General features: G+C 71.3%; 22 protein-coding genes. 11 read left to right on the top strand and 11 right to left on the bottom strand.

Annotated features, from left to right (window positions below):
- Positions 1 to 6 precede the first annotated feature (6 nt).
- Both gnd and ABKA17_RS09920 read left to right on the top strand, forming a co-directional pair.
- A complete protein-coding gene (gnd, locus tag ABKA17_RS09915; protein ID WP_353691631.1) occupies positions 7 to 885 on the top strand; it encodes a phosphogluconate dehydrogenase (NAD(+)-dependent, decarboxylating) in 879 nt (292 codons plus the stop codon).
- Between the two features lie 6 nt (positions 886 to 891).
- On the top strand, positions 892 to 1479 hold the full coding sequence (locus tag ABKA17_RS09920) for a histidine phosphatase family protein (RefSeq protein WP_353691535.1): 588 nt from the start codon (positions 892 to 894) through the stop codon (positions 1477 to 1479).
- A gap of 106 nt (positions 1480 to 1585) precedes the next feature.
- Here the strand turns inward: ABKA17_RS09920 and ABKA17_RS09925 are convergent, their stop codons facing one another.
- Both ABKA17_RS09925 and ABKA17_RS09930 read right to left on the bottom strand, forming a co-directional pair.
- Positions 1586 to 3271 carry a C1 family peptidase gene (locus ABKA17_RS09925; protein ID WP_353691536.1) on the bottom strand — a complete coding sequence of 562 codons (1686 nt, stop codon included), beginning with the start codon at positions 3269 to 3271 and terminating at the stop codon, positions 1586 to 1588.
- Entirely contained in the window at positions 3268 to 3561 is a 294-nt protein-coding gene (locus ABKA17_RS09930) for a hypothetical protein (RefSeq protein ID WP_353691537.1), read from the bottom strand. Before ABKA17_RS09930 ends, ABKA17_RS09925 begins: the two co-directional genes overlap by 4 nt.
- A 206-nt stretch (positions 3562 to 3767) precedes the next feature.
- On the opposite strand from ABKA17_RS09930, the gene ABKA17_RS09935 reads away from it, so the two are divergent.
- Positions 3768 to 5231, top strand: a complete 1464-nt coding sequence (locus tag ABKA17_RS09935; RefSeq protein WP_353691538.1) for a membrane-associated oxidoreductase — start codon at positions 3768 to 3770, stop codon at positions 5229 to 5231.
- Here ABKA17_RS09935 and ABKA17_RS09940 read toward each other — a convergent pair.
- On the bottom strand, positions 5218 to 7023 hold the full coding sequence (locus tag ABKA17_RS09940; RefSeq protein ID WP_353691539.1) for a bifunctional sugar phosphate isomerase/epimerase/4-hydroxyphenylpyruvate dioxygenase family protein: 1806 nt from the start codon (positions 7021 to 7023) through the stop codon (positions 5218 to 5220). The genes ABKA17_RS09935 and ABKA17_RS09940 overlap by 14 nt on opposite strands.
- Positions 7024 to 7037: 14 nt before the next feature.
- Entirely contained in the window at positions 7038 to 7922 is an 885-nt protein-coding gene (locus ABKA17_RS09945; RefSeq protein WP_353691540.1) for a shikimate dehydrogenase, read from the bottom strand.
- Between the two features lie 178 nt (positions 7923 to 8100).
- On the opposite strand from ABKA17_RS09945, the gene ABKA17_RS09950 reads away from it, so the two are divergent.
- Positions 8101 to 8766, top strand: a complete 666-nt coding sequence (locus ABKA17_RS09950; protein WP_353691541.1) for a TetR/AcrR family transcriptional regulator — start codon at positions 8101 to 8103, stop codon at positions 8764 to 8766.
- A 217-nt stretch (positions 8767 to 8983) separates the two neighbouring features.
- Positions 8984 to 10324 carry an MFS transporter gene (locus ABKA17_RS09955; RefSeq protein WP_353691542.1) on the top strand — a complete coding sequence of 447 codons (1341 nt, stop codon included), beginning with the start codon at positions 8984 to 8986 and terminating at the stop codon, positions 10322 to 10324.
- A gap of 123 nt (positions 10325 to 10447) precedes the next feature.
- Here ABKA17_RS09955 and ABKA17_RS09960 read toward each other — a convergent pair whose 3' ends face one another.
- Positions 10448 to 10888 (bottom strand): hypothetical protein, encoded by a 441-nt coding sequence (locus tag ABKA17_RS09960; protein WP_353691543.1) that lies wholly within the window; start codon positions 10886 to 10888, stop codon positions 10448 to 10450.
- A gap of 86 nt (positions 10889 to 10974) precedes the next feature.
- Between ABKA17_RS09960 and ABKA17_RS09965 the strand changes: the two genes are divergently transcribed.
- Together ABKA17_RS09965 and ABKA17_RS09970 are read left to right on the top strand one after the other, a co-directional pair.
- On the top strand, positions 10975 to 11382 hold the full coding sequence (locus tag ABKA17_RS09965) for a VOC family protein (protein ID WP_353691544.1): 408 nt from the start codon (positions 10975 to 10977) through the stop codon (positions 11380 to 11382).
- 99 nt (positions 11383 to 11481) lie between these two features.
- Entirely contained in the window at positions 11482 to 13869 is a 2388-nt protein-coding gene (locus ABKA17_RS09970) for an ATP-binding cassette domain-containing protein (protein WP_353691545.1), read from the top strand.
- 48 nt (positions 13870 to 13917) lie between these two features.
- Here the strand turns inward: ABKA17_RS09970 and ABKA17_RS09975 are convergent, their stop codons facing one another.
- Positions 13918 to 14328 (bottom strand): VOC family protein, encoded by a 411-nt coding sequence (locus tag ABKA17_RS09975; RefSeq protein ID WP_353691546.1) that lies wholly within the window; start codon positions 14326 to 14328, stop codon positions 13918 to 13920.
- A gap of 312 nt (positions 14329 to 14640) precedes the next feature.
- A complete protein-coding gene (locus ABKA17_RS09980) occupies positions 14641 to 15090 on the bottom strand; it encodes a PPOX class F420-dependent oxidoreductase (RefSeq protein ID WP_353691547.1) in 450 nt (149 codons plus the stop codon).
- A gap of 121 nt (positions 15091 to 15211) precedes the next feature.
- Between ABKA17_RS09980 and ABKA17_RS09985 the strand changes: the two genes are divergently transcribed.
- From ABKA17_RS09985 to ABKA17_RS09995, 3 genes are all read left to right on the top strand, one after another.
- Entirely contained in the window at positions 15212 to 15799 is a 588-nt protein-coding gene (locus tag ABKA17_RS09985) for a TetR/AcrR family transcriptional regulator (RefSeq protein WP_353691548.1), read from the top strand.
- On the top strand, positions 15796 to 17100 hold the full coding sequence (locus ABKA17_RS09990; protein WP_353691549.1) for an MFS transporter: 1305 nt from the start codon (positions 15796 to 15798) through the stop codon (positions 17098 to 17100). The genes ABKA17_RS09985 and ABKA17_RS09990 overlap by 4 nt, the downstream gene beginning before the upstream one ends.
- A 65-nt stretch (positions 17101 to 17165) precedes the next feature.
- Entirely contained in the window at positions 17166 to 18392 is a 1227-nt protein-coding gene (locus tag ABKA17_RS09995) for a serine hydrolase domain-containing protein (RefSeq protein WP_353691550.1), read from the top strand.
- Here the strand turns inward: ABKA17_RS09995 and ABKA17_RS10000 are convergent, their stop codons facing one another.
- The 4 genes from ABKA17_RS10000 to ribA form a co-directional block, all read right to left on the bottom strand.
- The gene (locus ABKA17_RS10000; protein WP_353691551.1) at positions 18393 to 19547 is read right to left on the bottom strand and encodes a saccharopine dehydrogenase family protein; all 1155 of its coding nucleotides are present in this window, start codon (positions 19545 to 19547) and stop codon (positions 18393 to 18395) included.
- Positions 19540 to 20601: a saccharopine dehydrogenase gene (locus ABKA17_RS10005; RefSeq protein WP_353691552.1), complete on the bottom strand. Its 1062-nt coding sequence runs from the start codon at positions 20599 to 20601 to the stop codon at positions 19540 to 19542. The genes ABKA17_RS10000 and ABKA17_RS10005 overlap by 8 nt, the downstream gene beginning before the upstream one ends.
- A complete protein-coding gene (locus ABKA17_RS10010) occupies positions 20598 to 21743 on the bottom strand; it encodes an NAD(P)/FAD-dependent oxidoreductase (RefSeq protein ID WP_353691553.1) in 1146 nt (381 codons plus the stop codon). Before ABKA17_RS10010 ends, ABKA17_RS10005 begins: the two co-directional genes overlap by 4 nt.
- 77 nt (positions 21744 to 21820) lie before the next feature.
- Positions 21821 to 22480, bottom strand: coding sequence for a GTP cyclohydrolase II (ribA, locus tag ABKA17_RS10015; RefSeq protein WP_353691554.1), 660 nt, complete (start codon positions 22478 to 22480; stop codon positions 21821 to 21823).
- Between the two features lie 41 nt (positions 22481 to 22521).
- On the opposite strand from ribA, the gene ABKA17_RS10020 reads away from it, so the two are divergent.
- A complete protein-coding gene (locus ABKA17_RS10020) occupies positions 22522 to 23292 on the top strand; it encodes a creatininase family protein (RefSeq protein WP_353691555.1) in 771 nt (256 codons plus the stop codon).
- The last annotated feature ends 76 nt before the right edge of the window (positions 23293 to 23368 follow it).

Here is a 23368-nt window from a genome sequence, read left to right on the forward strand (position 1 = left end):
GCAGCGATGCAGCTCGGCCTGATCGGCCTCGGCAAGATGGGCGGCAACATGCGCGAGCGGATCCGCCGCGCGGGCCACACCGTCATCGGCTACGACCGCAACCCCGAGGTCTCCGACGTGGCGAGCCTGGCCGAGCTCGTCGACAAGCTCCAAGCACCGCGCGTGGTCTGGGTGATGGTGCCGGCCGGCGCCGCGACCCAGTCGGTCGTGGACGAGCTCGGCGAGCTCCTCTCCCCCGGTGACACGGTCGTCGACGGCGGCAACTCCCGCTGGACGGACGACGAGAAGCACGCCGAGGAGCTCGGCGCCAAGGGCATCGGCTTCGTCGACGCGGGCGTCTCCGGCGGTGTGTGGGGTCTGCAGAACGGCTACGCGCTCATGGTCGGCGGCGACGCCGAGCACGTCGCGAAGGTGCAGCCCGTCTTCGACGCGCTGAAGCCGGAGGGTGACTTCGGCTTCGTCCACGCGGGCAAGGTGGGCGCCGGACACTTCGCGAAGATGGTCCACAACGGCATCGAGTACGCGATGATGCAGGCCTACGCCGAGGGCTGGGAGCTCCTGGAGAAGGTCGACTCCGTCACGGACGTGCGCGAGGTGTTCCGCTCCTGGCAGGAGGGCACGGTCATCCGGTCCTGGCTCCTGGACCTGGCCGTGAACGCCCTGGGCGAGGACGAGCACCTGGACAAGCTGCGCGGCTACGCGGAGGACTCCGGCGAGGGCCGGTGGACCGTCGAGGCGGCCATCGACAACGCGGTACCGCTCCCGGCGATCACCGCCTCCCTCTTCGCGCGGTTCGCGTCCCGACAGGACGACTCACCGCAGATGAAGATGATCGCGGCGCTGCGCAACCAGTTCGGCGGCCACGCCGTCGAGTCGAAGGAGTAGAACGTCGTGGGGGACCTCCTGCTGGTCCGCCACGGGGAGACGGAGTGGAGCGTGTCGGGACAGCACACCAGCTGGACCGACCTGCCCCTCACCGCACACGGCGAGGAACAGGCCAAGTCCCTCGCCCCGTACCTCTCCGGACGGACCTTCGCACTCGCGCTCAGCAGTCCGCTGAGCCGCGCGATACGCACCGCCGAACTCGCGGGCCTGACCGGGGTGTTGCCCTACGACGACCTCCACGAGTGGGACTACGGCGGCTACGAAGGCGTCACCACCGTCGACATCCACCGCACCCGCCCCGACTGGTACCTGTGGACCGACGGCGTCCCGCCCGGCCCCGAGGGACACCCCGGCGAGTCACCCACCGAGGTCGGAGCACGCGCCGACCGGGTCCTGGCCCGAGTGGACACGGCCCTGCCCGACGGAGACGTGATCCTCGTGGCCCACGCCCACTTCCTGCGGGTGCTGACGGCTCGCCGACTGGGCCTGGAGCCGGCTGACGGACGACTGTTCCAGCTGGCGACGGGCACGGTGAGCCGATTGTCCACGGAACATGGCCGACCGGTGGTCGCCGAGTGGAACACCAGGGCGTAGCCCGTGGTGGCCGGGGCGACGACGCCGGCGTCGGCCCGCGAGCCGACGCTCCGGGCCGCGGGCGATCGTCCGCGGCCCAGAGCGGTGCGAGGTCACCGGGGTGCGGTCATGTGATGACCGGGCCCGCGTGCCAGCCGGCGCCGTCCCTCCAGTAGTGCTGGCAGCGACCGTCGACGCGTTCCGCGATCAGCTCCAGGTTGGTCGCGTACGTGCTCTGCAGCAGCCCGAGGACTCTGCGGACGTCGGCGCCGAAGACCGCCGAGCGGTTCCATTCCCCCTGCGAGGCGTTGTGGCGCCACCAGTGCTCGATGCGCCCGCCGGCCACCGGGACGCAGAGTTCGAAGTTGCCGACTCCCGCGTCGTTTCCGGCGCCGTACGTCCCCTCGATCAGGCAGGGCGCCTCGGTGACGTTGTCGCCGAAGGTGGCGGTCTGTGCCCACTGCGCGGACGTGGCGGTGGAGGCCCGTCGGAAGTGGGCCATCCGGCCGCCGGACACCGTGCAGACGTAGTGGAGTTCGCCCTGTCCGTTCTCCGGCGATCCGGTCGCACCGGCCCTGCTCTGCACGAGCGAGGGACCGCTGAAGGCGATGCCGGAGCCGAACGTCTGCTGCTCGTACCACTCGCCCGGGCTGCGGGTCCAGGGAGCGCTGTTGTGCTTGGTCCAGTGATGGGCGCGGCCGTCACCGGTGACCGCGACGACCTCGAAGTCACCGGGGGCACCGCGGTTGCTCTGGATGAACCCCGGGATGCCGATCGGGTCCGGGGGGCCGAAGAGCGTGGCGTCGTTCCACAGGCCGCCGGACTGGTCGTAGTAGACGTGCCGCAGCTGGCGGTAGCTGGACCGGTAGACCAGCTCGAAGTCCCGGTTGAGGGTGCTCTGCGCCGCGGCGGGGAAGTCGAGCGCGTCGTCGTGGAAGGTGTCCCGCCACACATCGCTCGACCGTACCCGGCCGACCCTCGCCCAGGGTGCCTTGGAGTCGGCGTTCTCCCGGTACCAGTGGTCGATGTCGGCGCCGGCCTTCACGAACAGCTCGAAGTTGTTGCGCAGTGCCCCGTTGCCGCCCTGGACGAGTACGCCGTTGCGCAGCCGCCGTTTCGCCCACGGGTCCGGGTTGGTGCCGCGCAGGCCGGTGAACCCGGCGTTCTCCAGCAGTCCGGCGTCGTAGGAGACCCGGCCGAACCCGTCGACGCCCCAGCCGGTGCCCCAGGAGTTCTTGACGATCCAGTACCGCTCGTCGTCGTTGAAGCCGACGACGAGCAGGGCGTGCGCGCCACCGAGGACGCTCGTGGTCGGCCGGTAGACGCCGTCGCGCAGGCTGCCGAAGTCGGCCGGCGGGACCACCACGGTGGCCATCGGGCCCACCAGGTCGATCCACTGCCGCTTCTGCGCCGCGTCGCCGAGCGTCACGGTCGCGCCCGGAGCGATCCGCATGGTCCGGCCCGAGCGGTCCGGGGTGGTGGAGAGCGGGGTGGCCCGCAGGTCCCCGCCGTGCGGCTTGGCCGTGTACAGGGACGCGGCCTCGCCCCAGGGGAAGCAATCCGGGTCGGCCAGCCCGTACCGCTCGACGAAGATCGTGCCTTCGCCGATGTTGCCCAGGTCCCACGCCTGCTTTCCGGTGCCTCGCGCCAGGTCTCCCTCGGAGCGCCGGGTCCACAGCAGGTGTTCGATACGGATCATCGCCTCGTACAGGGCCGTCGTCGCGAACGCCCAGCAGTTCTGCGAACCGCCCTGGTCGCGGACGCTGGTGATCCAGCCGCGCCCGAAGCGTGAGCGCCAGTCGACGTTGGTCATGACGCCTCACCCTCCTCCGGCGGCAGCAGTCCGAGTTCCCGCCAGCGGGCCCGGAGTTCGGGGTTGGCGGGCGGCTGCGCGCTCAACACGTCGAGCAGGTCCGCCTCCTGCGGCAGGGTCGTGAGCCGCACGGCCTCCGGTGCCTCGTCCTCGGTGAGGGCGCCTCGGGGCGGGTCCGGCAGCGGATCGTCGTCCAGGAGCCCGGGATCGACCGTCCAGGGATCGCCCAACTCCCGCAGCAGTCTGCGCAGTTCCCCGATCGTCTGTGGCGCGCGCGTGCTCTGGTTCACCTTCGCTCCTCCCCCGTCGCGGGCGGTCCGCCCGGTCTCCGGCCAGTGCAGAGCCAGGCCGACGCCCCGTCAAGTTCGGTGCGCCGATGCCGTATCCGCCCGTCCCGAAAGTCGGACCATCCCGCCCGGACGAAACGGGTCGACTGGCGTAGAGGCATCGAGCCCGGCAGGTGCACACGGAGTGGTGGGACTAGAGTCCCGGGTTGATGGAGATCACCGATCTGACGCCGGCCGAGACGAGGGTGCGGGAGGCGTTCCCGCGCGGCGAGGCGGTCGACTTCCGTGAAAGGGACGACGAGGACGCCGTGGCCGGGGCGGACTGGGGGCCCGAACGCACGGTCCGGGCCGCTGTGTTGAAGACGCTCCTCCTCGACGGGCCACAGGAACCGGGCAAGGTGGCCGCCCTCCGGCTCGCGGGCGCCCGGATCACAGGAGCGCTGGACCTCATCTACGCGACGGTCGAGCACGCCGCCCGGCTGAGCCACTGCTACTTCGACGAAGCCCTCGACCTGTACAGCTCCCGGCTGCGCCAACTCAATCTGAGCAGCTCGGTCTTCCCCTCCCTGACGCTCGGCAGTTCCCGGATCGACGCCGCGCTGCGCCTGACGAGATGCCGGTCACGGGGCCCGGTGAAACTCGGAGGGACGCAGATAGCCGGTGCCGTCTTCCTGGATCACGCCGACATCGACGCCCCGAGCGCCGCGATACCGGCGCTGCAGCTCAACCAGTCGTCCATCGGCCATGACTTCTGGGCCCCCCACCTGTGTGTGCACGGCGAGACACGGCTCTCCGGGGCCGTGATCGCCGGGAAGGTCAACCTCGAGTCCGCCGAGTTCCACCACCCCGGCGCCATCGCGCTCAGCGCGGAATCACTCGACGCCAACGCCGATGTCCACGCACGCGGTCTGCGCGCACGCGGCAGGATCGAAATGCGCGGCGCACGCATCGCGGGTCGGCTCGATCTGTCGGGCTCCCGGCTGTCGAACCCCGGCGGCACGGCGCTCCGGGCCAGCAGCAGCACCATCGGAGAGCTGTGGTTGTACGGCAGCGCGCCGATCGAAGGCATCCTGAACCTGCGGCGCTCCCACATCGACGTCCTCAGCTTCGAACCCGAGGTGCTCCCGGGTGAGGTGTGTCTCGGCAACCTCACCTACACGACACTCAACCCCCACCACCCGGCCGAGCGGCGACTGCCGATGCTGGCGAACGACCATGACGGCTATGTCCCGCACGCCTACGAGCAGTTGACCGCCGCCTACCGCCTTGCCGGCGACGACCGGGCGGCCCGTGTCGTCCAACTCGCCAAACTCCGCAGACACCGCCGCACCCTCCCCTGGTACGCCAGGATCTGGGGACACCTCCAAGAGGCGACCGTCGGCTACGGCTTCCGCCCGACGCTCGCCGGGGTGTGGCTGCTGTCTCTGCTCGCCGTCGGCTCCACCGCGTACGCCCTCCACGAGCCGCCCCCGCTCAAGGCCTCCGAGCACCCCGGCTTCAACCCCGTCTTCTACACGCTCGACCTGCTGCTGCCGGTGATCTCGTTCGGCCAGGAAGGGGCGTTCGCCCCGCGCGGCTGGTACCAGGGCCTGGCCTACGCCCTCACCGTCGCCGGCTGGATCCTGGCCACCACCGTGTTCGCCGGCATCACGCGAACCGTCAGCCGCCAGTGACCGCCCGCACCGAGTGCATCGCCGCCAGTCGCACCGGCGCGTTCTGGGCGCCGTAGCCGCGGTAGCCGTCGCGCTGGACCAGTTCGAAGAAGACCCGGCCGACCGTGCGGGTGTAGCAGTGGCGGAACTCGCCGTACGCGTCACGGTCGTAGAGAATGCCGAGGTCGCGGTAGGTCTCCAGCTCGCCGTCGGTGAACTCGAAGCGGGCGGCGAGGTCGTCGTAGTAGTTGGCGGGGATCGGCAGCATCCGGCCGCCCGCGTCCCGGAAGCGGCGGGCCGCCGCGACCACGTCGTCCGTGGCGAACGCGATGTGCTGGGCGTGCACGGTGTCGTCCGCGGGTGCCGCGCCGACGCTCAGCGCGATACGGACGCTGCCGTCGGCGTTGGTGACCGCCCGGCTGCGCATCAGACCGTACGGGTCGGCGACGTCCACGCTCTCCTGGGCGTGCAGCCCGAGCACACTGCGGTGGAACAGCGCCGCCTCGTCGAACTGGTGCCAGGGCTGCACGAGGGCGAGATGGTCGATGCGCCGGACACCGCCGGCCGGGGCCGGTTGGTGCGGTACGTCGGCGAAGTCGGCGCGCCAGTTGGGCAGTTCGGCCCGGTCCGTGGCGCAGAAGAAGAGCTCGGTGCCGTCGGGTGCCGCCACCGCGTCCAGCGGGGCGTCGTCGGCGGCGCGGCGGCGCGGCAGGACCGGCGCCAGCAGGGCCTCGGCGCGGCGGGCTGCGCTGGTCGGATCCGGGGACTCCAGGCCGATCGCGGCCAGTCCCGTGCCGTCGCGGCGGCCGGCCGGTCCGGTGTTGACCAGCAGCCGGGCCTCGCCCTGCTGCCACAGGTCCACCGGCTTGCTGCGATGACGTGCCGTACGGGCGAACCCCAGCGCGCCGAGCAGCGCGGAGACCGGCTCGGCGTCGGGCGTGACCAGCTCGGCGAAGGCGACGCCGGTGGGGACGACGGCGGCGGGCGGGGCCGTCACACCGACCGTCTCCTGGAGCAGCAGGAGGGAGCGGTGCGCGTCGACGGCGGTCGGGCCGGCCTCGGCCTGGCGGTAGACGTCGTTGAAGACCTCCAGGGAGAGCGGACCGTCGTAGCCCGTATGCAATACACGGCGTACGAGATCCGGCACATCGAATCCACCCTGGCCCGGGAAGCAGCGGTAGTGGCGGCTCCACTGCAGGACGTCCATCGCGAGCAGCGGGGCGTCGGCGAGCTGGAGGAAGAAGATCTTCTCGCCGGGGATGTCCGCAATGCCTTCGAGGCTCTTCGGTTCAGAGTCTCTGGAGAGGATGTGGAAACTGTCCAGGCAGGTGCCGAGAGCCGGGTGGTCGGCCGCCCGGACGATCTGCCAGGCGTGGTCGTACGTGCTCACGTGCCGGCCCCAGGCGAGTGCCTCGTAGGCGACCCTGATTCCGAACTCCGTTGCCACATCGGCCAGTCGGGCCAGTTGCCCGGCGGCGAGCGCGTCGTCGTCCACGGCGAGGGGGTGGACGCTGGAGCAGACCAGGACCGTGTCGGTGCCGAGCCGGCGCATCAGCTCGAACTTGTGGCGGGCGCGGCGCAGATTGTGCGCGAACTGCTCCTCGGGGACCGCCTCCATGTCCCGCATCGGCTGGTAGAGGTCGATGGTGAGGCCGAGGTCGGCGCAGCGGGCGCGGATCTCCTCGGGGGCGAGGGGGCTGGCCAGGAGGTCGTTCTCGAAGATCTCCACTCCGTCGAAGCCGGCCCGGGAGGCGGCGGTGAGCTTCTCGGTGAGGGATCCGCTGAGGGAGACGGTGGCGATGGACGTACGCACGGCGGTACCTCTCTCTACTTCGGGGTTCCGACGGCGCCGGCCAGCTCGGCGATGTCGGCGAGCATCCGCGCGCTGTCGGGCTCGCGACCGGTGAAGAGACGGAACGCGTCCACGGCCTGGAACACGGCCATGCCGCCCCCGTCCAGGGTGGCGCAGCCGATCGCGCGGGCGGTGCGCAGGAGTTCCGTGTCCAGCGGACGGTAGACGACCTCGGCGACCCACAGGTCCGGGTGGAGGAGTTCGGCCGGGAAGGGAAGGCCGGGATGGGCGGCCATTCCGGTGGGGGTCGCGTGGACCAGGCCGCCGGTCCCGTGGGCGCTCGCGAGCAGCTCCGGCAGCCGGTCCGGGCTCGCGTGGGCCGCCCGGCCCTCGCCGAAGTGGCGGTTCAGGGAGGCGGCGAGGTCCGCGGCCCGGTCGGCCAGCGCGTCGACCACGGTGACCCGCCCGGCGCCCAGGGTGAGCGTGGCGTGTGCGACGGCCGCGCCCGCGCCGCCCGCGCCGAGCTGGACGACCCGCTCCAGCGGTACGTCGGGCAGGCCACGGGCGAAGGAGGCGGCGAAGCCGGTGACGTCGGTGTTGTGGCCGATGGCCCTGCCGTCCTCGAACACGACCGTGTTGACCGCGCCGAGCGCCTCGGCCTGCGGGGAGAGCGCGTCGAGGTGCTCGATGACGAGCTGCTTGCAGGGGTGGGTGATGTTGAGCCCGTCGTAGCCCGTGTCCCGGGCGGACCGCAGCAGGTCGCCGACCGCCTCGGGGCGAACGCCGAGGACGTCGATGTCGAGGAGCCGGTACAGATAGCGCAGACCCTGGCGGTCGGCCTCCCGCTCGTGCAGGGCCGGGCTGAGCGAGGGGCCGATGCCCGCGCCGATCAACCCGACGAGATACGAGTCCTTGGCCACGGCGGACCTCCTGAGCGGCTCACTAATGTACGAACTAGTGAGTTAGTCATAGCACCCGGAAAGCACGCTTGGGAAGCCCTCCCCGCCCGAGCGACGCCCGCCCGGCGCCCGACCGGCGCCCCGCCCGGCGAAGAGGCTTCTAGAATCGCGGCACTGGCCGCACACCCGAAGGAACCCGATGACCAGCGTCGAAGAACCGGTACGACCCGGCGGGCGCATCCGTGACGCCGCGCGCACCAAGGCCGAGATCCTGGACGTCGCGACCCACGAGTTCGCCCGGGCCGGCTTCGCCGGGGCCCGCGTCGACGACATCGCCGCGCGGACACGCACCACGAAGCGGATGATCTACTACTACTTCGGCGGCAAGGAGCAGCTGTTCACGGCCGTCCTGGAGCGGGCGTACGGCGTGATCCGGGAGGCCGAGCAGGAGCTGGACGTCGAGCACCTGGACCCGGTCGCGGCCATCCGCAAGTTGGCCGAGGTCACCTTCGACCACCACGAGCAGCACCCCGACTTCATCCGCCTGGTCAGCATCGAGAACATCCACGAGGCCGAGCACATCGCCGCCTCCGAGAGCCTCGGCAGGATGGGCTCCCCCGCCCTCGACGTGATCCGCCGGATCCTGGAGTCGGGGCAGCAGTCCGGTCTGTTCACGGCCGACGTGGACGCCGTCGACCTGCACGCGATGATCAGCTCCTTCTGCTTCTTCCGGGTCGCCAACCGGCACACCTTCGGCGCCCTGTTCGGCCGCGACCTGATCGACCCTGCGCAGCGCGAGCACTACCGGAACATGCTGGGCGACATGGTGATCGCCTACCTCACGGCAGACCGCGCGACTCACTGAGCGGCGCCCGAGGTCGTCCGACGGGACCTCTTGACAGGCGGGAAATGTGCGCGCAACATCCGTAGCCAACCGCTACTAACTATCCAGTGGGTTAATTAACCGGGCAGCGATCGATCTGCACACCCGGCCCGGCCGACCCCGTCACCCCCCGGGAATCGGCACTTCCTCCCCGCCGCTCACTCCGCCTACGTTGGAGTTCCCTCGAAGGAGCACGCCCGTGTCCGTCCCCGCCGAAGCCGTCGGGCAGCCGAAAAAGGCGGCGACCGCTGCCTGGATCGGCAGCGCGCTGGAGTACTACGACTTCTTCATCTACGGATCCGCAGCCGCGCTGATCTTCCCGAAGGTCTTCTTCGACGAGTCCGACCCGGCCACCGCGACCCTGCTGTCCCTGGCCACGTTCGGTGTGGCCTACGCCGCCCGGCCGATCGGCGCGCTGTTCCTCGGCCACTTCGGCGACAAGGTCGGCCGCAAGAAGATCATGGTCTTCACGCTGATCCTGATGGGCCTGTCGACGTTCCTCATCGGCTGTCTGCCCACCCGCGACCAGGTCGGCACCCTCGCCCCGGTGCTGCTGGTGCTGTGCCGTGTCCTGCAGGGCATCTCCGCCGCCGGTGAGCAGGCGAGCGCGAATTCCATGACGCTGGAACACGCGCCGCCGAACCGGCGCGGCTTCTTCACCAGCTTCACCCTCAGCGGCACCCAGGGCGGTCAGCTCCTCGCCACGCTGGCCTTCATCCCGATCGCCGCGCTCCCCGAGGACCAGCTGCTCTCCTGGGGCTGGCGGATCCCGTTCTTCCTGAGCATCGCCGTCGCGGTCGTCGGCTATGTCATCCGCCGCAAGCTGGAGGAGACTCCGGCCTTCGAGCAGCAGAACGCCACCGAGGGCGTCGTGAAGATGCCGCTCGCGATCCTCGCCCGCAACCACTGGGCGGACGTTCTGCGGGTGGTCGCGGGCGCGCTGATCGCCTCGGTCTCGACGATCTTCACGGTGTGGGCGCTGGCGTACGCGACCAGCGACTCGGTCGGGATGAGCCGGTCCTCGATGCTGTGGGTGGGCGCGCTGGCCAACCTGGTCGCCCTCGGCGCGATCCCGGCCTGGGCCACGCTCTCGGACCGCATCGGCCGCCGTCCCGTCTATCTGATCGGCGCGGTCGGCAGCGCGATCGCGATGTTCGTGTACCTCTGGGCGATCTCCACGGGCAACTACCCGCTGATCCTGGTGCTCGGCATCGTCGCCTTCGGTGTCGTCTACAGCGCCGCGAACGGTGTCTGGCCGTCCTTCTACGGCGAGATGTTCTCGACCCGGGTCCGGCTGTCGGGCATGGCGATCGGCACCCAGATCGGCTTCGCCGTGGCCGGTTTCGCGGTCACCTTCGCCGCGCAGATCGCGGGTCCCGACGGCGACGACTGGTCGGCGGTCGCCCTGTTCACGGCCGCCCTGTGCGTCCCGCCGGTCATCGCCGCCCTCACCGCCCGCGAGACCCACAGCATCCCGACGGAGCTGCTCGGCGAGCGCGCGCCGAAGACGACGGCGGAGCGGGAGACCGTCACCGCCTGAACCCCCTTGCCGGACTCCCGAGTCCCCGGACGCCGCAAGGGCTCCGGGGACTCGGGCATGTCGGCGTCCGGTGCGCGCAGGGGCGTCGCTCGGGCAGGCCGACGACCGGCGGGCGCAAGGGCGTCACTCGACCACGTCGACCTCGTCCGGCTTGGGGAACGGCATCATGTCCCAGCCCATCGGCCAGCCCTGCCGCCGGGGCTGCCCCGCCTCGGTCTCGAGCCTCCTCGGAATACGCCGGTCCCACCACCGCCCGCCCTCGGCGCGGTCGGGCCAGGGGACGGTCGCGGCACGGAAGCGGTCGTCGCAGGCGTCGAGCTCGGGCTGCCGCAGCGCTCGTACCCGCTCGGGCAGCCGTGGCCAGACGCGGGCCAGTGCGCCTCGACACCACAGGTCGTTCGACAGCTCCGGCCTGCTCCAGCCGTAACCCTCCTCCACGTCCGACACCAGGTCGTCCCATCCGGCGAGCAGGGAGTTGAGAGTGGACCGTCCGTCGGCCCCGGCCAGGACGGCGGTGCGTACGGCGTCGTACTCCTCGGCGGTCAGCAGTGGCGTCCGTTCCATGGGCCGACTCTGCCACGACCTGGCCGCCGGGGAACCGTCAGTTTTCGAGAAGCGGCCGCCCGGGGACCGCGCCTAGCGTGAAGTCCATGGACCTCACCCTTCACGCGAGCTTCCTCCCGCAGGACGACCCGGACGCGGCGCTGGCCTTCTACCGCGATCTGCTCGGTTTCGAGGTGCGCGGCGAAGTCGGCGAGGGCTCGGTGCGCCGGCTCACGGTCGGTCCCGTCGGCAGTCCGGACACCTCGGTCGTGCTGCATCCGCCGGGCGTCGACGGCGACCTCACCGACGACGAGCGCCGCACGATCTCCGCGATGATGGCCAAGGGCACCTACGCGGGCATCGTGCTCGCCACCGACGACCTCGACGCCGTCTTCGACCGGCTCCAGGCGGCCGCCGATGTGGTGCAGGAGCCGATTCTGCGGCCCTGGGGCGTGCGGGACTGCGCCTTCCGTGACCCCGCCGGAAACCTCGTCCGCATCCGGGAACGCGACTGACCGGGCCCGAAACGAGGCGGAACGCTTTGTTCCCGCGGCGAAATCAGACCTAATGCTCCCAGCCGGTGAGATCGAACCGAACGATGGAGAACAGTCAGCATGGCCAGCAAGAGGACGAACGCCCAGTCGCCCGCGTCGCACCCCGCCGACAGCCACGATCTGATCCGCGTGCACGGCGCGCGCGAGAACAATCTGAAAGACGTCAGTATCGAGATCCCCAAACGCAGGCTGACGGTGTTCACCGGCGTCTCCGGCTCGGGCAAGAGCTCGCTGGTGTTCGACACGATCGCCGCCGAGTCTCAGCGGCTGATCAACGAGACGTACAGCGCCTTCGTACAGGGCTTCATGCCGACGCTGGCGCGGCCCGAGGTCGACGTACTGGACGGTCTGACCACGGCGATCATCGTCGACCAGGAGCGGATGGGCGCCAACGCCCGCTCGACCGTCGGCACCGTCACCGACGTCAACGCGATGCTGCGGATCCTCTTCAGCCGGCTCGGCAGCCCGCACATCGGCCCGCCCAACGCGTACTCCTTCAACGTCCCCTCGGTGTCGGCGAGCGGTGCGATCACCGTGGAGCGCGGCGGCAAGACCAAGGCGGAGAAGGCCACCTTCCACCGGCTCGGCGGCATGTGTCCGCGCTGCGAGGGCATGGGCTCGGTCAGCGACTTCGACCTCACGGCGCTGTACGACGAGAGCCTGTCGCTCAACGAGGGCGCGCTGACCATCCCGGGCTACAGCATGGACGGCTGGTACGGCCGCATCTACCGCGGCTGCGGCTTCTTCGACCCGGACAAGCCGATCCGCAGGTTCAACAAGCGGGAACTGCACGACCTGCTCTACAAGGAGCCGACCAAGATCAAGGTCGAGGGGATCAACCTGACGTACGAGGGGCTGGTCCCCAAGATCCAGAAGTCGTTCCTCTCCAAGGACGTCGACGCCCTCCAGCCGCACATCCGCGCCTTCGTGGAGCGGGCGGTGACCTTCCAGACCTGCCCCGAGTGCGAGGGCACCCGGCTCAGCGCGGAGGCGCGCTCGTCGAAGATCAAGGGGAAGAACATCGCCGACGTCTGCGCGATGCAGATCGACGATCTGGCCGCCTGGGTGGGCGAGTTGAAGGACGCGTCCGTGGCGCCGCTGCTGGCCTCGCTCGGGCACTCGCTGGACTCGTTCGTGGAGATCGGCCTCGGCTACCTCAGCCTCGACCGCCCCTCGGGCACCCTCTCGGGCGGCGAGGCCCAGCGCACCAAGATGATCCGCCATCTCGGCTCCTCCCTCACCGATGTGACGTACGTCTTCGACGAGCCGACGATCGGGCTGCACCCGCACGACATCCGCCGGATGAACGAACTGCTCCTCCAACTGCGCGACAAGGGCAACACCGTGCTGGTCGTCGAGCACAAGCCGGAGGCCATCGAGATCGCCGACCATGTCGTGGACCTCGGTCCGCACGCCGGTACCGCGGGCGGCGAGGTGGTCTTCGAGGGCACCGTCGAGGGACTGCGGGCGAGCGACACGCTCACCGGACGGCACCTGGACGACCGGGCCTCGCTGAAGAAGTCGGTGCGCGAGCCCTCGGGCGTGCTGGCGGTGCGCGGCGCCGGGACCAACAACCTCCAGGACGTCGACGTCGACATCCCGCTCGGCACGCTGGTCGTCGTCACCGGGGTCGCCGGGTCCGGCAAGAGCTCCCTGATCCACGGCTCGGTGTCCGGGCAGGACGGGGTGGTCACGGTCGACCAGACGGGGATCCGCGGCTCGCGGCGCAGCAACCCGGCGACGTACACAGGGCTGTTGGAGCCGATCCGCAAGGCGTTCGCCAAGGCCAACGGGGTGAAGCCGGCCCTGTTCAGCGCCAACTCCGAGGGCGCCTGCCCCACGTGCAACGGCGCCGGGGTCGTCTACACCGACCTGGCGATGATGGCCGGGGTCGCCTCGACCTGTGAGGAGTGCGAGGGCAAGCGGTTCCAGGCGGCGGTCCTGGAGTACCACCTCGGCGGCCGTGACATCAGCGAGGTGCTCGCGATGCCGGTGTCGGAGGCGGTGGAGTTCTTCGGGGCGGGCGAGGCGCGTACGCCGGCCGCGCACCGGATCCTGGAGCGGCTCGCGGACGTCGGGCTCGGCTATCTCACCCTCGGGCAGCCGCTGACGACCCTGTCCGGCGGAGAGCGGCAGCGGCTGAAGCTGGCCACCCACATGGGCGAGAAGGGCGGGGTCTACATCCTCGACGAGCCGACCACCGGACTGCATCTCGCCGATGTGCAGCAACTGCTGGGCCTGCTCGACCGGTTGGTGGACTCCGGCAAGTCGGTCGTCGTCATCGAGCACCACCAGGCGGTCATGGCGCACGCCGACTGGATCATCGACCTCGGCCCCGGCGCGGGCCACGACGGCGGCCGGATCGTCTTCGAGGGCACCCCGGCCGACCTGATCGCGGACCGCTCCACCCTCACGGGCGAGCACCTCGCGGAGTACGTCGGCGCCTGAGCGCGCCGCGGAGTGGGGCCGGTCCTGTCTTACGCCGGGGCCGGCCCGCTAGGTGTTCGACCAGGCCCGCTCGCACAGCACCAGCCGGTAGCCGTCCGGGTCCTCGATCGTCACGCCCCACTCGTTCCAGTAGGGGTTGGGCGAGGCGACCCGCTTGCCGCCGTGCCGTGCGAGCCGGTCGACCAGGTCCTCGGGCACGGGCCCGTCGACGTAGAGCACCAGGAGGTCCTCCTCGGTGGGCCGGGGCTCGACGGGGTGGGCGGCCTCGTGGACGAGTTCCAGATGCCAGTCGGCGTCGGGCCAGCCGAGCATGAGCAGATCGTGGTGGCCCGGTTCGGTACCGCCCTCGGCCCGCCATACGACGGCGAGACCGAGTCCGTCGGTCCAGAATCGCTCGGCCGCCGCGAGGTCGCGGGACGGGCGGGCGAGACGGATGTGGCTGCGGCCGTTGACGGGCATCGTGACCTCTTCCTGAGCTGCGGCGACGTCCCCGTCAGCCTAGGCAGCGGGTGATCGCGGGGCCATCGGTCGTGGGCCCTGCGCCCCGGGTCCTAGGACCGTGCGAAACCTGTCGTCCCCGTTGACAGCTGACGTTTTCAGCAAGAACATCGGCCGGAACGAGCAGAAAAGAACAGAGCGGAAAAGAACAGACCCGTCACGCGTACCGCAGGACCGGGGAGGGAGGGCTCCGCGCGTACCGGCCGGATTCAGGGGCGGCCGGTACGCGCGGAGTGGCCGCCGCTCGTCGTCGGCCGGTCGCGCTCCGCGCCGTCAGCCCCGGTTCGTCCCCGCCGGAATCCCGTAGGCCCGTTCCACCTTCACCCGCAGCACGATCCGCCGGTCCCGGACCATCGCGGACCGGTAGTCGTCCCAGTCGGGGTGTTCGCCCTGGACGTCGCGGTAGAGCCGGACGAGTTCCTCGACCGTCTCGTCGTAGGGGTCCTGTGCGACCGGGGAGAGCTCGGCCGTCCCCTCGGCGACGGTGTACGCGCGGCGGTCGGCGCCCGTGACGTGGTACGACGCCCTCGGGTCGCGCCGCAGGTTGCGGGTCTTGGCGCGGCCGTCGGTGATCGAGATGCGGATGATCCGCTCGTCCGGGTAGTAGGCGTGGCTGACGTTCGACAGCTGGGGCCGACCGTCGCGTTTGAGGGTGACCAGCACCCCGCCGTGGCCCTCGGAGAGCAGCCCGAGCAGTGCGTTCTGCGTCGCGTCCTGAGTCATGCCTGGGTCAACCGGCGTACGGGTCGCGCGCATTCCCGGGGCGGATGCCGGGGCAGACGCTGTCTACGCGGGATCCGACCGGGCGTAGACAGTGTCTACGCACGCCTGGTAGACAGTGGCCATGTCTACGGATGAACCCGGGCCCGGGCTGCGGGCCCGGCTGGTCGAGGTCGGGGTGGAGCTGGTCGCCCGGGAGGGTGTGCAGGCGCTGACCCTGCGGGAGATCGCCCGCCGGGCGGGGGTCTCGCACGGCGCCCCGCGCCGGCACTTCCCCACCCACCTGGAGCTGCTGTCGGCCATCGCCCGCCACGGCTTCGCCGAGCTTGCGGAGCGGGCGGCGGTGGCGGCGGCCGGTGACGGTACGGCGAACCCGCGCGCCCAGCTGGAATCGCTCGCGCGGGTCTATCTGGAGTTCGCGCTGGACCACCGCGGCATGTACGAGCTGATGTTCCGTCACGATCTGCTGGAGAGCGGGCATCTGGGCCTCAGGGACACCAGTCTGCCGCTCTTCGGGCGCCTGGTGGAGCTGGTCGCCCTGGCCCGCCCGGACGTGGACGCCCGTCCGGTCGCGGGGGCGTTGTGGGCGAACCTGCACGGCATCGCCCAGCTGTGGGGCTGGGGCAGCCTCCAACTGGCCACGGGCGCCGACGACTTCGTACCCCTGCTGCGGTCGGCGCTGGAGGCGCACCTCGGCCCGGAGGCGGCGTGAACCCTCGTCTCGTCCTCGCGGGCAGCGTGACCGGGGCCGTGATCGTCGCCCTCGACGGCACCGTCCTGACCATCGCCCAGCCCACCCTCCAGGAGGATCTGGGCGCGTCCCTCGGCCAGGTGCAGTGGACCAGCACCGGCTATCTCGTCGCGGTGGCGAGCCTGTTGGTGTTCGCGGGGCGGCTCGGCGACCGGTACGGGCACCGGCGGCTGTTCGGCGTCGGCATGCTCGGCTTCGGGGCGACGTCGGCCGGGATCGGGCTGGCGCCCGGAGTCGACTGGGTGATCGGACTGCGGGTCGTCCAGGGGGTGTTCGGGGCGCTGCTGCAACCCGCCACCCTCGGCATGCTGCGGTCCGCCTACCCGCCGGACCGGCTGCGGGGGCCGATCGCGCTGCGCACCGCCGCGATCGGGGTCTCCGCCGCGGTCGGGCCGCTGGTGGGCGGGGTGCTGGTCGCCGGGTCCGGGTGGCGGGCGGTGTTCTTCCTCAACGTCGTGCCCGCCCTCGTCCTCGGCGCCCTCGCCCTCGCCGTCCGGGAGCCCGAGCGGGTCGGCAGGGTCCCGCTGGACCTGCCCGGTGCCGTCCTGCTCGCGGTGACCCTGGGGTTCCTCGTCGACGCGCTCGCCTCGACGCGGTGGGCCGGTCTGGCGGTGGCCGCCGTCACGGGGGCCGCCTTCGTACGCCATGAGCGGCGCGCCGCGAGCCCGCTGATACCGCGCGCCGTCCCCGGCGCACCGCTCGGCGTGCTGCTCGCCGCGTCGGCCGCCCTGTCGGGCACGCTGTTCGTCGGCACGTTCGTCCTGCAGCACACGCTCGGCCTCGACCCCTTCCAGAGCGCCCTGCGCTGCCTGCCGTTGGCGGTGCTGATGGTGGCCGCCGCCGCGCTGTGCCCGGTGCTGCTGCGCCGGGCGGGAACCCGGCGCACGACGGCGACCGCGATGACCGTGCTGGCCGCCGGGATCCTGGTGCTCTCGCAGGCGTCCGGCACGCTCGCGCTGGGCACCGGATTCGCCCTGCTCGGGGCCGGGTTCGGCACCGTCATGGTCGCGGCCACCCACGCCGTCGTCCGACAGAGTCCCCTCGAGGCGGCCGGGGTGGCGGGCGGGCTCCAGCAGACCACGATGAACGTGGGGCCGACGCTGGGGGTGGCCGTCGTGACCCCGCTCATGGGGCAGGCGGCTGCGCTCACGGTCCTCGCCCTCGTCGCGCTGACGGGCGCGGTCCTGGCCACACGTTTCCACGTCGTTACGGCCGGTCAAGGTCAACCGGGCGACCGTCCGGCCGTTCCTGCGCGACGATGAGGTCTGAGGTCGGTGCGGCGGGGTATGCCGGATCGCACCTCGACGAACGCGATCGGAGGAGAGCGATGGCACGCTTGCGGCAAGAGGTCGACCCGGGTGAGGTCGGGCTGGACGGGAAGGCGCTGGACCGCCTCGACCAGCACTTCGCCCACTACGTCGACGAGGGGCGCATGCCCGGCTTCCTCGTGTCCGTCGCCCGCGGCGGCCGCGTCGCCCATCTCACGGCGCACGGACACCGCGACCTCGCCGCCGGACTCCCCGTCGAGGCCGACACGTTGTGGCGGATCTACTCGATGACCAAGCCGGTCACGGCGGTGGCCGCGCTGACCCTGGTGGAGGAGGGCCGGCTGTCGCTGGACGACCCGGTCGCCCGGCATCTGCCGGCCTTCGCCGACGCGCGGGTCCACGAGAGCGGCTCCGGCGCCGACATGGTCACCCGTCCCGCCGAACAGCCGCTTCTCATACGGCACTTGATGACCCACACGGCAGGCCTGACCTTCGCCTTCTACCACTGCCATCCGGTCGACGCCCTCTACCGCGAGGCCCGTCTGGACTCGTCCGTGGTGCCGGGCACGACCCTCGCCGAGACGGTCGACGTCTACGCGAGCCTGCCGCTCCAGTTCGAGCCGGGCACGCAGTGGAACTACTCGGTCGCCTCCAACGTGCTGGGCCGGGTCATCGAGGTGGTGTCCGGGCAGCCCCTCGACACGTTCTTCGCCGAGCGGATCTTCGGCCCCCTCGGCATGGGCGACGCCGGCTTCCAGGTGCCGGACGAACAGGCGGACAGGCTCTCGGAGTTGTACGGCGAGCAGGACGACGGCCGCATCGAGCCGATCCCCGGCCTGCCGCTGTCCGGCCGGCCCCGCTTCCTGTCCGGCAGCGGCGGCATGGCGGCCTCCGCCCACGACATCCACCGGTTCATGGAGCTGCTGCGATGTCGTGGCACCCTCGACGGCACCCGTCTGCTGGCCCCCGAAACGGTGGACCTGATGACCAGGAACCATCTCCCCGGCGGTGCCGACCTGCGTGCCTTCGGCAGCAGGCCCGCCCACGACGAACCCAACAACGACGGGCTCGGCTTCGGTCTCGGTGTCTCCGTCGTGATCGACCCCGCCCGCACCCTCGCGCCCATGAGCCAGGGCACGTTCGGCTGGAGCGGGGCCGCGTCCACGACCTTCTGGGTCGATCCGCGCCGCGATCTGACCGTGCAGTTCTACACCCAGGTACGCCCCAGGACCCTGAAGCTCAACCCCGACCTCAGGCGGCTGGTGCACGAGGCCGTCGTCGACTGATCAGGCGTCCACGCGCAGCGTGAACTCCACTCCGTCCAGGGCGAGTTCGCGCAGCCACCGCTCGGACCGGGCCGCCGTCTCGGCGGCCCGGTTCAGGCCGGGCGGCAGCGAACCGTCCAGGATGTGCCCCACACCGAGGGCGAGGGTGCGCGAGACGCAACGCGCCATCGCGCTCTCCTCCTCGTCCCCCACCAGGTCCAGCAGATACCCGCCCGACCACGTCCGCCCCGCCGGGCCGTCGACGTCCAGCGAGACCGCGAGAACGACCCGGTCGCGGTCGGCGTCCGTGGTCGGGTAGGTCGCCGCCAACTCCCGTGCCAGCGCGCCGATCCGGGCGTCGTCCCCGCCCTTGAGCTCCTCGAAGACGCCCTCCCAGGCCCGCAGCCAGCCCTCCAGCCGCAGGGTGCCCCGCACGAAGGTCCGCGGCTTCCAGGCGCCCGGCATCCCGTACTGCTCGACGAACGGGACGCTGTCGCGGTTCGGGTACACCTCGAAGGCCTCCCCGTCGACGACATGCCGCCGGGTCGCCTCCCACGGCCGCCCGGCGGTCGTCTCGGCACCGTCCTCGATGTAACGGGCGGGCGAGCGCAGAGCGCCCAGCACCCCGAGGGGCGCCCAGCTGAACCGGTACCGGAAGTCGTTCGGCACCGCGGGGATGCCACCGCAGTAGGACGTGAGACGGTACGAGGCCGCCGTGCCGTCACCGATCGCCTCCCTGGCGCGGGCGACGAGGCTGTGCGCGAAGAGGTGGTCGATGCCCGGGTCGAGCCCGGCCTCGGTGAGGACCACGACCCCGGCCGCGCGGGCCGCGGGCACCTGCTCCAGGACCGCGTCCGACACATAGCTGGAGCACGCGAAGTGCGCCTCGCGCGTCACACAGGCGGCCAGGATCCGAGCGTGCTCCGGCGCGGGCAGCATCGACACCACGACGTCGCCGGGCGCGAGCTCGGCCGTCAGCGCGGCAAGGGTGTACGCACGGGGCTCGGCCCGGCCCGTGAGCCCCAGCCGGTCCAGGGCCTCGGCCGCGCGCTCCTCGGTGCGGTGCCACACGCGCACCCGTCCGGCCGTCCCGCACAGCCGGGCCAGACCGCTGCCCGTGGACAGGCCCGTGCCGATCCAGTGGACGGTGCCGCTCGCCGGAACCAGGTCAGACATCCCTCGACTCCCCTTCCACGATGCCCAGTTCCCGGGCGGTGTCCCGGAACCGTTCCAGACAGCGGCCCCACGGTCCGTCGGTCCCGAACTCCAGCAGCAGGGGCAGCAGTTGCCCCGAGAAGTCGATGCTGGACTCCCTCGGCAGCAGCGAGGGCAGGTTGTCGATGGCGATCAGGTCGAGCGGGGGCTCCTTGTGCAGCCGGCGGACCGGATCGGTCCACTCGGTGGTGCGGTCGTAGACCGGCAGGACGTTCAGGGGCGAGCCGACGTCGCAGGTGACGTCACACAGGGTGCGCAGCCGGCGGGCCGGGTCGTCGAGGTCGGCCTCCCGGAGGAAGGGCGGGACGGGCGTGGTGGCCAGGACGCAGTTCACCATGACGTCGTGCGCCAGCAGGGCCCGGCGGTCCAGGGCGCGGGTCTCCGGGAGGTCCCAGCAGGTGGGGTCGAGACCGGCGGCCTGAAGGGCGACGCGGGCGCCGCGTCCGCTGCGGCCCAGGGCGCCGATCACGAGCGCGGTGAACTCCTCGTCGCCGGGGGCGGGGCGAAGGATCTCGTCGAGTTCCTCCTTCGAGGTGGGCGTGAGCGGCGCGACGAGCCGCCCCCGGTGCTGGAGGACTGCCAGGGCCGCGCCCAGATAGCCGGCCCAGTACCCGAAGGCGGCCAGCCGTCGCCCGTGGTCGTCGACCAGGTACTCCAGATCCAGCAGCGCCCCTGACCCGGCGGCGAACCGGCGCAGCAGGTCGGTGGCGCCGGGTTGCTGCTTGTAGGCGTGCCCGAAGAAGATGTGCCGGTGCGGCAACTCGGCGGGTTCGCCCGGGAGTTCCTTCAGACCGAGGATCACCGCGTCGGCCGGCGCCGACACCCAGGAGCCCGCGGCCGCGACACGGGCGCCGACCGCCTCGTACTCGTCCATGGGGAAGATCCGCTGCGGGGACTCCTCCACGGTCAGCGTCACCCCGCTCTCGACGAGCCGGCGGGCGTCGGACGGCACGACCGGGGTGCGCCGTTCGGTGGTGCGGACCTCGTGGCGCAGCCACAAGTGGAGCTCGGTCATACGCAGTTGGCCTCCGGGCGCGGGGCGTCGGCCGCGAACCGGCCGGCGTTCAACGGGCTGACGTCCACGAAGGGTACGCGGCCCAGGCACAGGTCACGGACGACCTCGCCGACGGCCGGTCCTTGAAGGAAGCCGTGACCGGAGAAGCCGGTCGCATACAGAAAACGGGATACCGTCGTCGCCTCGCCGATCAGGGCGTTGTGGTCCGGGGTGACCTCGTACAGGCCCGCCCAGCCGCCGGTGCGCCGCAGGTCCAGCAGGGACGGGGCGCGGTGTTCCATCGCGGCGGCGAGGCGCGGGATCCAGCGGTCGTGGGTGTCGGTGGCGAAGCCGGGGCGTTCGTCGGGGTCGGACATGCCGACCAGGAGGCCGGGGCCCTCGCGGTGGAAGTACAGGGTGCTGGAGAAGTCGATCGTCATCGGCAGGCCCGGCGGCAGTCCCTGGACCGGCTCGGTGACCGCGATCTGGCGGCGCAGCGGCTCCACGGGCAGTTCCACGCCGACCATCCGCCCGACCGCGCGCGACCAGGCGCCGGCCGCGCAGATCACGGTGTCGGTGGCGATGGTGCCGAGGCTCGTCTCGACGGCCCTGATGGTGTCGCCGCGCACGGTGATGCCGGTGACCTCGGTGTGCCGCAGGACGCGGGCGCCCAGGGCGCGGGCGGCGGAGGCGTAGCCGTGGACGACGGCCTCGGGCGTGCAGTGGCCGTCGTCCGGCGAGAACGCGGCGGCGAGCAGCCCGTCGGCGCTGATCAGTGGGGAGAGCCTGCGGGCCTCCTTCGGGGTGAGCATGCGGCTGGGCACGCCGAGGGAGTTCTGCAGCCGCACGCCCGCCTCGAAGGAGGCCACGTCCTCGGGTGTGGAGAGCAGGAACAGATAGCCGACGCGGTGCAGGCCGATGTCGTACCCGATCTCCTCACCGAAGCGGCCGAACGCCTCCAGGCTGCGCGCGCCCAGCAGCACGTTCAGTCCGTCGGAGAACTGGGCCCGCACGCCGCCCGCCGCCTTCGAGGTGGACCCGGAGGCCAGTTCGTCCCGTTCGACGAGGACGACGTCGCGGACCCCTGCGGCGGCGAGGTGGTAGGCGATGCTCGCGCCCATCACTCCACCGCCGATCACGACGGCGTTTGCCTGCGTTCTCACGGGCGAGCCTCCCAGGGGGTCGGGGCCGGGATGTCGGGGCCGGTCCCCTCTTCCTGTCCGGACTCGGGTGCCCGTAATCAGGACAGGTGTGCGACCGCGTCCAGGTGGGGCAGGTGGTGGTCGAGGCGTTCCCGCTTGGTGCGCAGATAGGTGATGTTGCTCTCGCACGGCGCTATCAGCAGCGGCACCGTCTCGGCGACCTCGATGCCGTGCCGCACCAGCGCCTCCCGCTTGTCGGGGTTGTTGGACATCAGCCGCACCGAGCGCACCCCGAGGTCGTGCAGCATCCCGGCGGCGACCCCGTAGTCGCGGGCGTCCACCGGCAGACCGAGGGCGAGGTTCGCCTCGACGGTGTCCAGGCCCTCCGCCTGGAGGGCCATCGCGCGCAGCTTGGCGAGCAGTCCGATGCCGCGGCCCTCGTGGCCCCGCAGATAGACGACGATGCCGCTGCCCTCGGCGACGACGGCCTTGAGAGCCGAGTCGAGCTGCTCGCCGCACTCGCAGTGCCGGGAGCCGAAGGCGTCACCGGTCAGGCATTCCGAGTGCAGCCGGGTCAGGACCTCGTCGGTGCCGATCTCCCCGTAGACCAGGGCCACTTGTTCGTCACCGCGATCGTGGTCGAGGTAGCCGACCGCCCGGAATTCACCGTACACCGTGGGCAGCGGCGCATTCACGACGCGTTCCACACCCGTGCGCTTGGGGGACTTCTTGCCGAGTACGCCAACTGTGTCTGTCATGATTCTCGAGTTCCTAAGCAGAGACGAAAGGCCGTGAAAGAATGAGTGGTTCGCAAACGCGGTCGGCGGGGCACGGTACGTTGCCGACGGACACCACGGAAGACGTACGGACGCGAGGCGCGGGTGTCTCACGACAGGTCGCCGTCCTTCCCGTCGGGAGCTTCGAACAGCACGGCCCGTTCCTTCCGCTGGCGACCGACACGCTCGTCGCCTGCGCCGTCGCCCGGGAGATCGCCGCGGCATACCCGGTCCATCTCCTCCCTCCGGTGACGATCTCCTGCTCGCACGAGCACGCGGCGTGGCCGGGGACCGTCAGCATCTCCTCGGTGACCCTTCACTCGGTGATACGTGACATAGCCTCTTCGCTGCGCCGGTCCGGCGTCGAGACCCTGGTCGTGGTCAACGGGCACGGCGGAAACTACGTCCTGGGCAACGTCGTTCAGGAATCCTCCGCCCGCGGCGAGAAGATGGCGCTGTTCCCGGCCGCGGAGGACTGGGAGACGGCGCGGGAGCGGGCCGGGGTGGCCACCTCGCTGCTCACCGACATGCACGCGGGGGAAATCGAGACCTCCATCCTTCTGCACACGTCTCCGGAATTCGTCCGACCCGGTTATGAGTCCGGCGATTTCGTCGCCGACGACCGACGTCATCTGCTCACCCTCGGTATGTCCGCCTATACCGATTCCGGTGTCATCGGCCGTCCTTCGCTGGGTTCGGCGGAAAAGGGCAAAATGGTGCTGGCGAGCCTGGCGGATTCGTTCGGCGCGTATTTCTCACTGCTCACCTCCGACGGGGATTCGACGCGCGGGTAGCGGGCGAGCAGGACGAGGACGCCGGGCAGGCTGGCCGCGAGCGAGAGCACGCCGTAGACGACGGCTACGGCCAGCC

The sequence above is a fragment of the Streptomyces sp. RG80 genome (genome assembly GCF_040446465.1).
Taxonomy (GTDB): domain Bacteria; phylum Actinomycetota; class Actinomycetes; order Streptomycetales; family Streptomycetaceae; genus Streptomyces.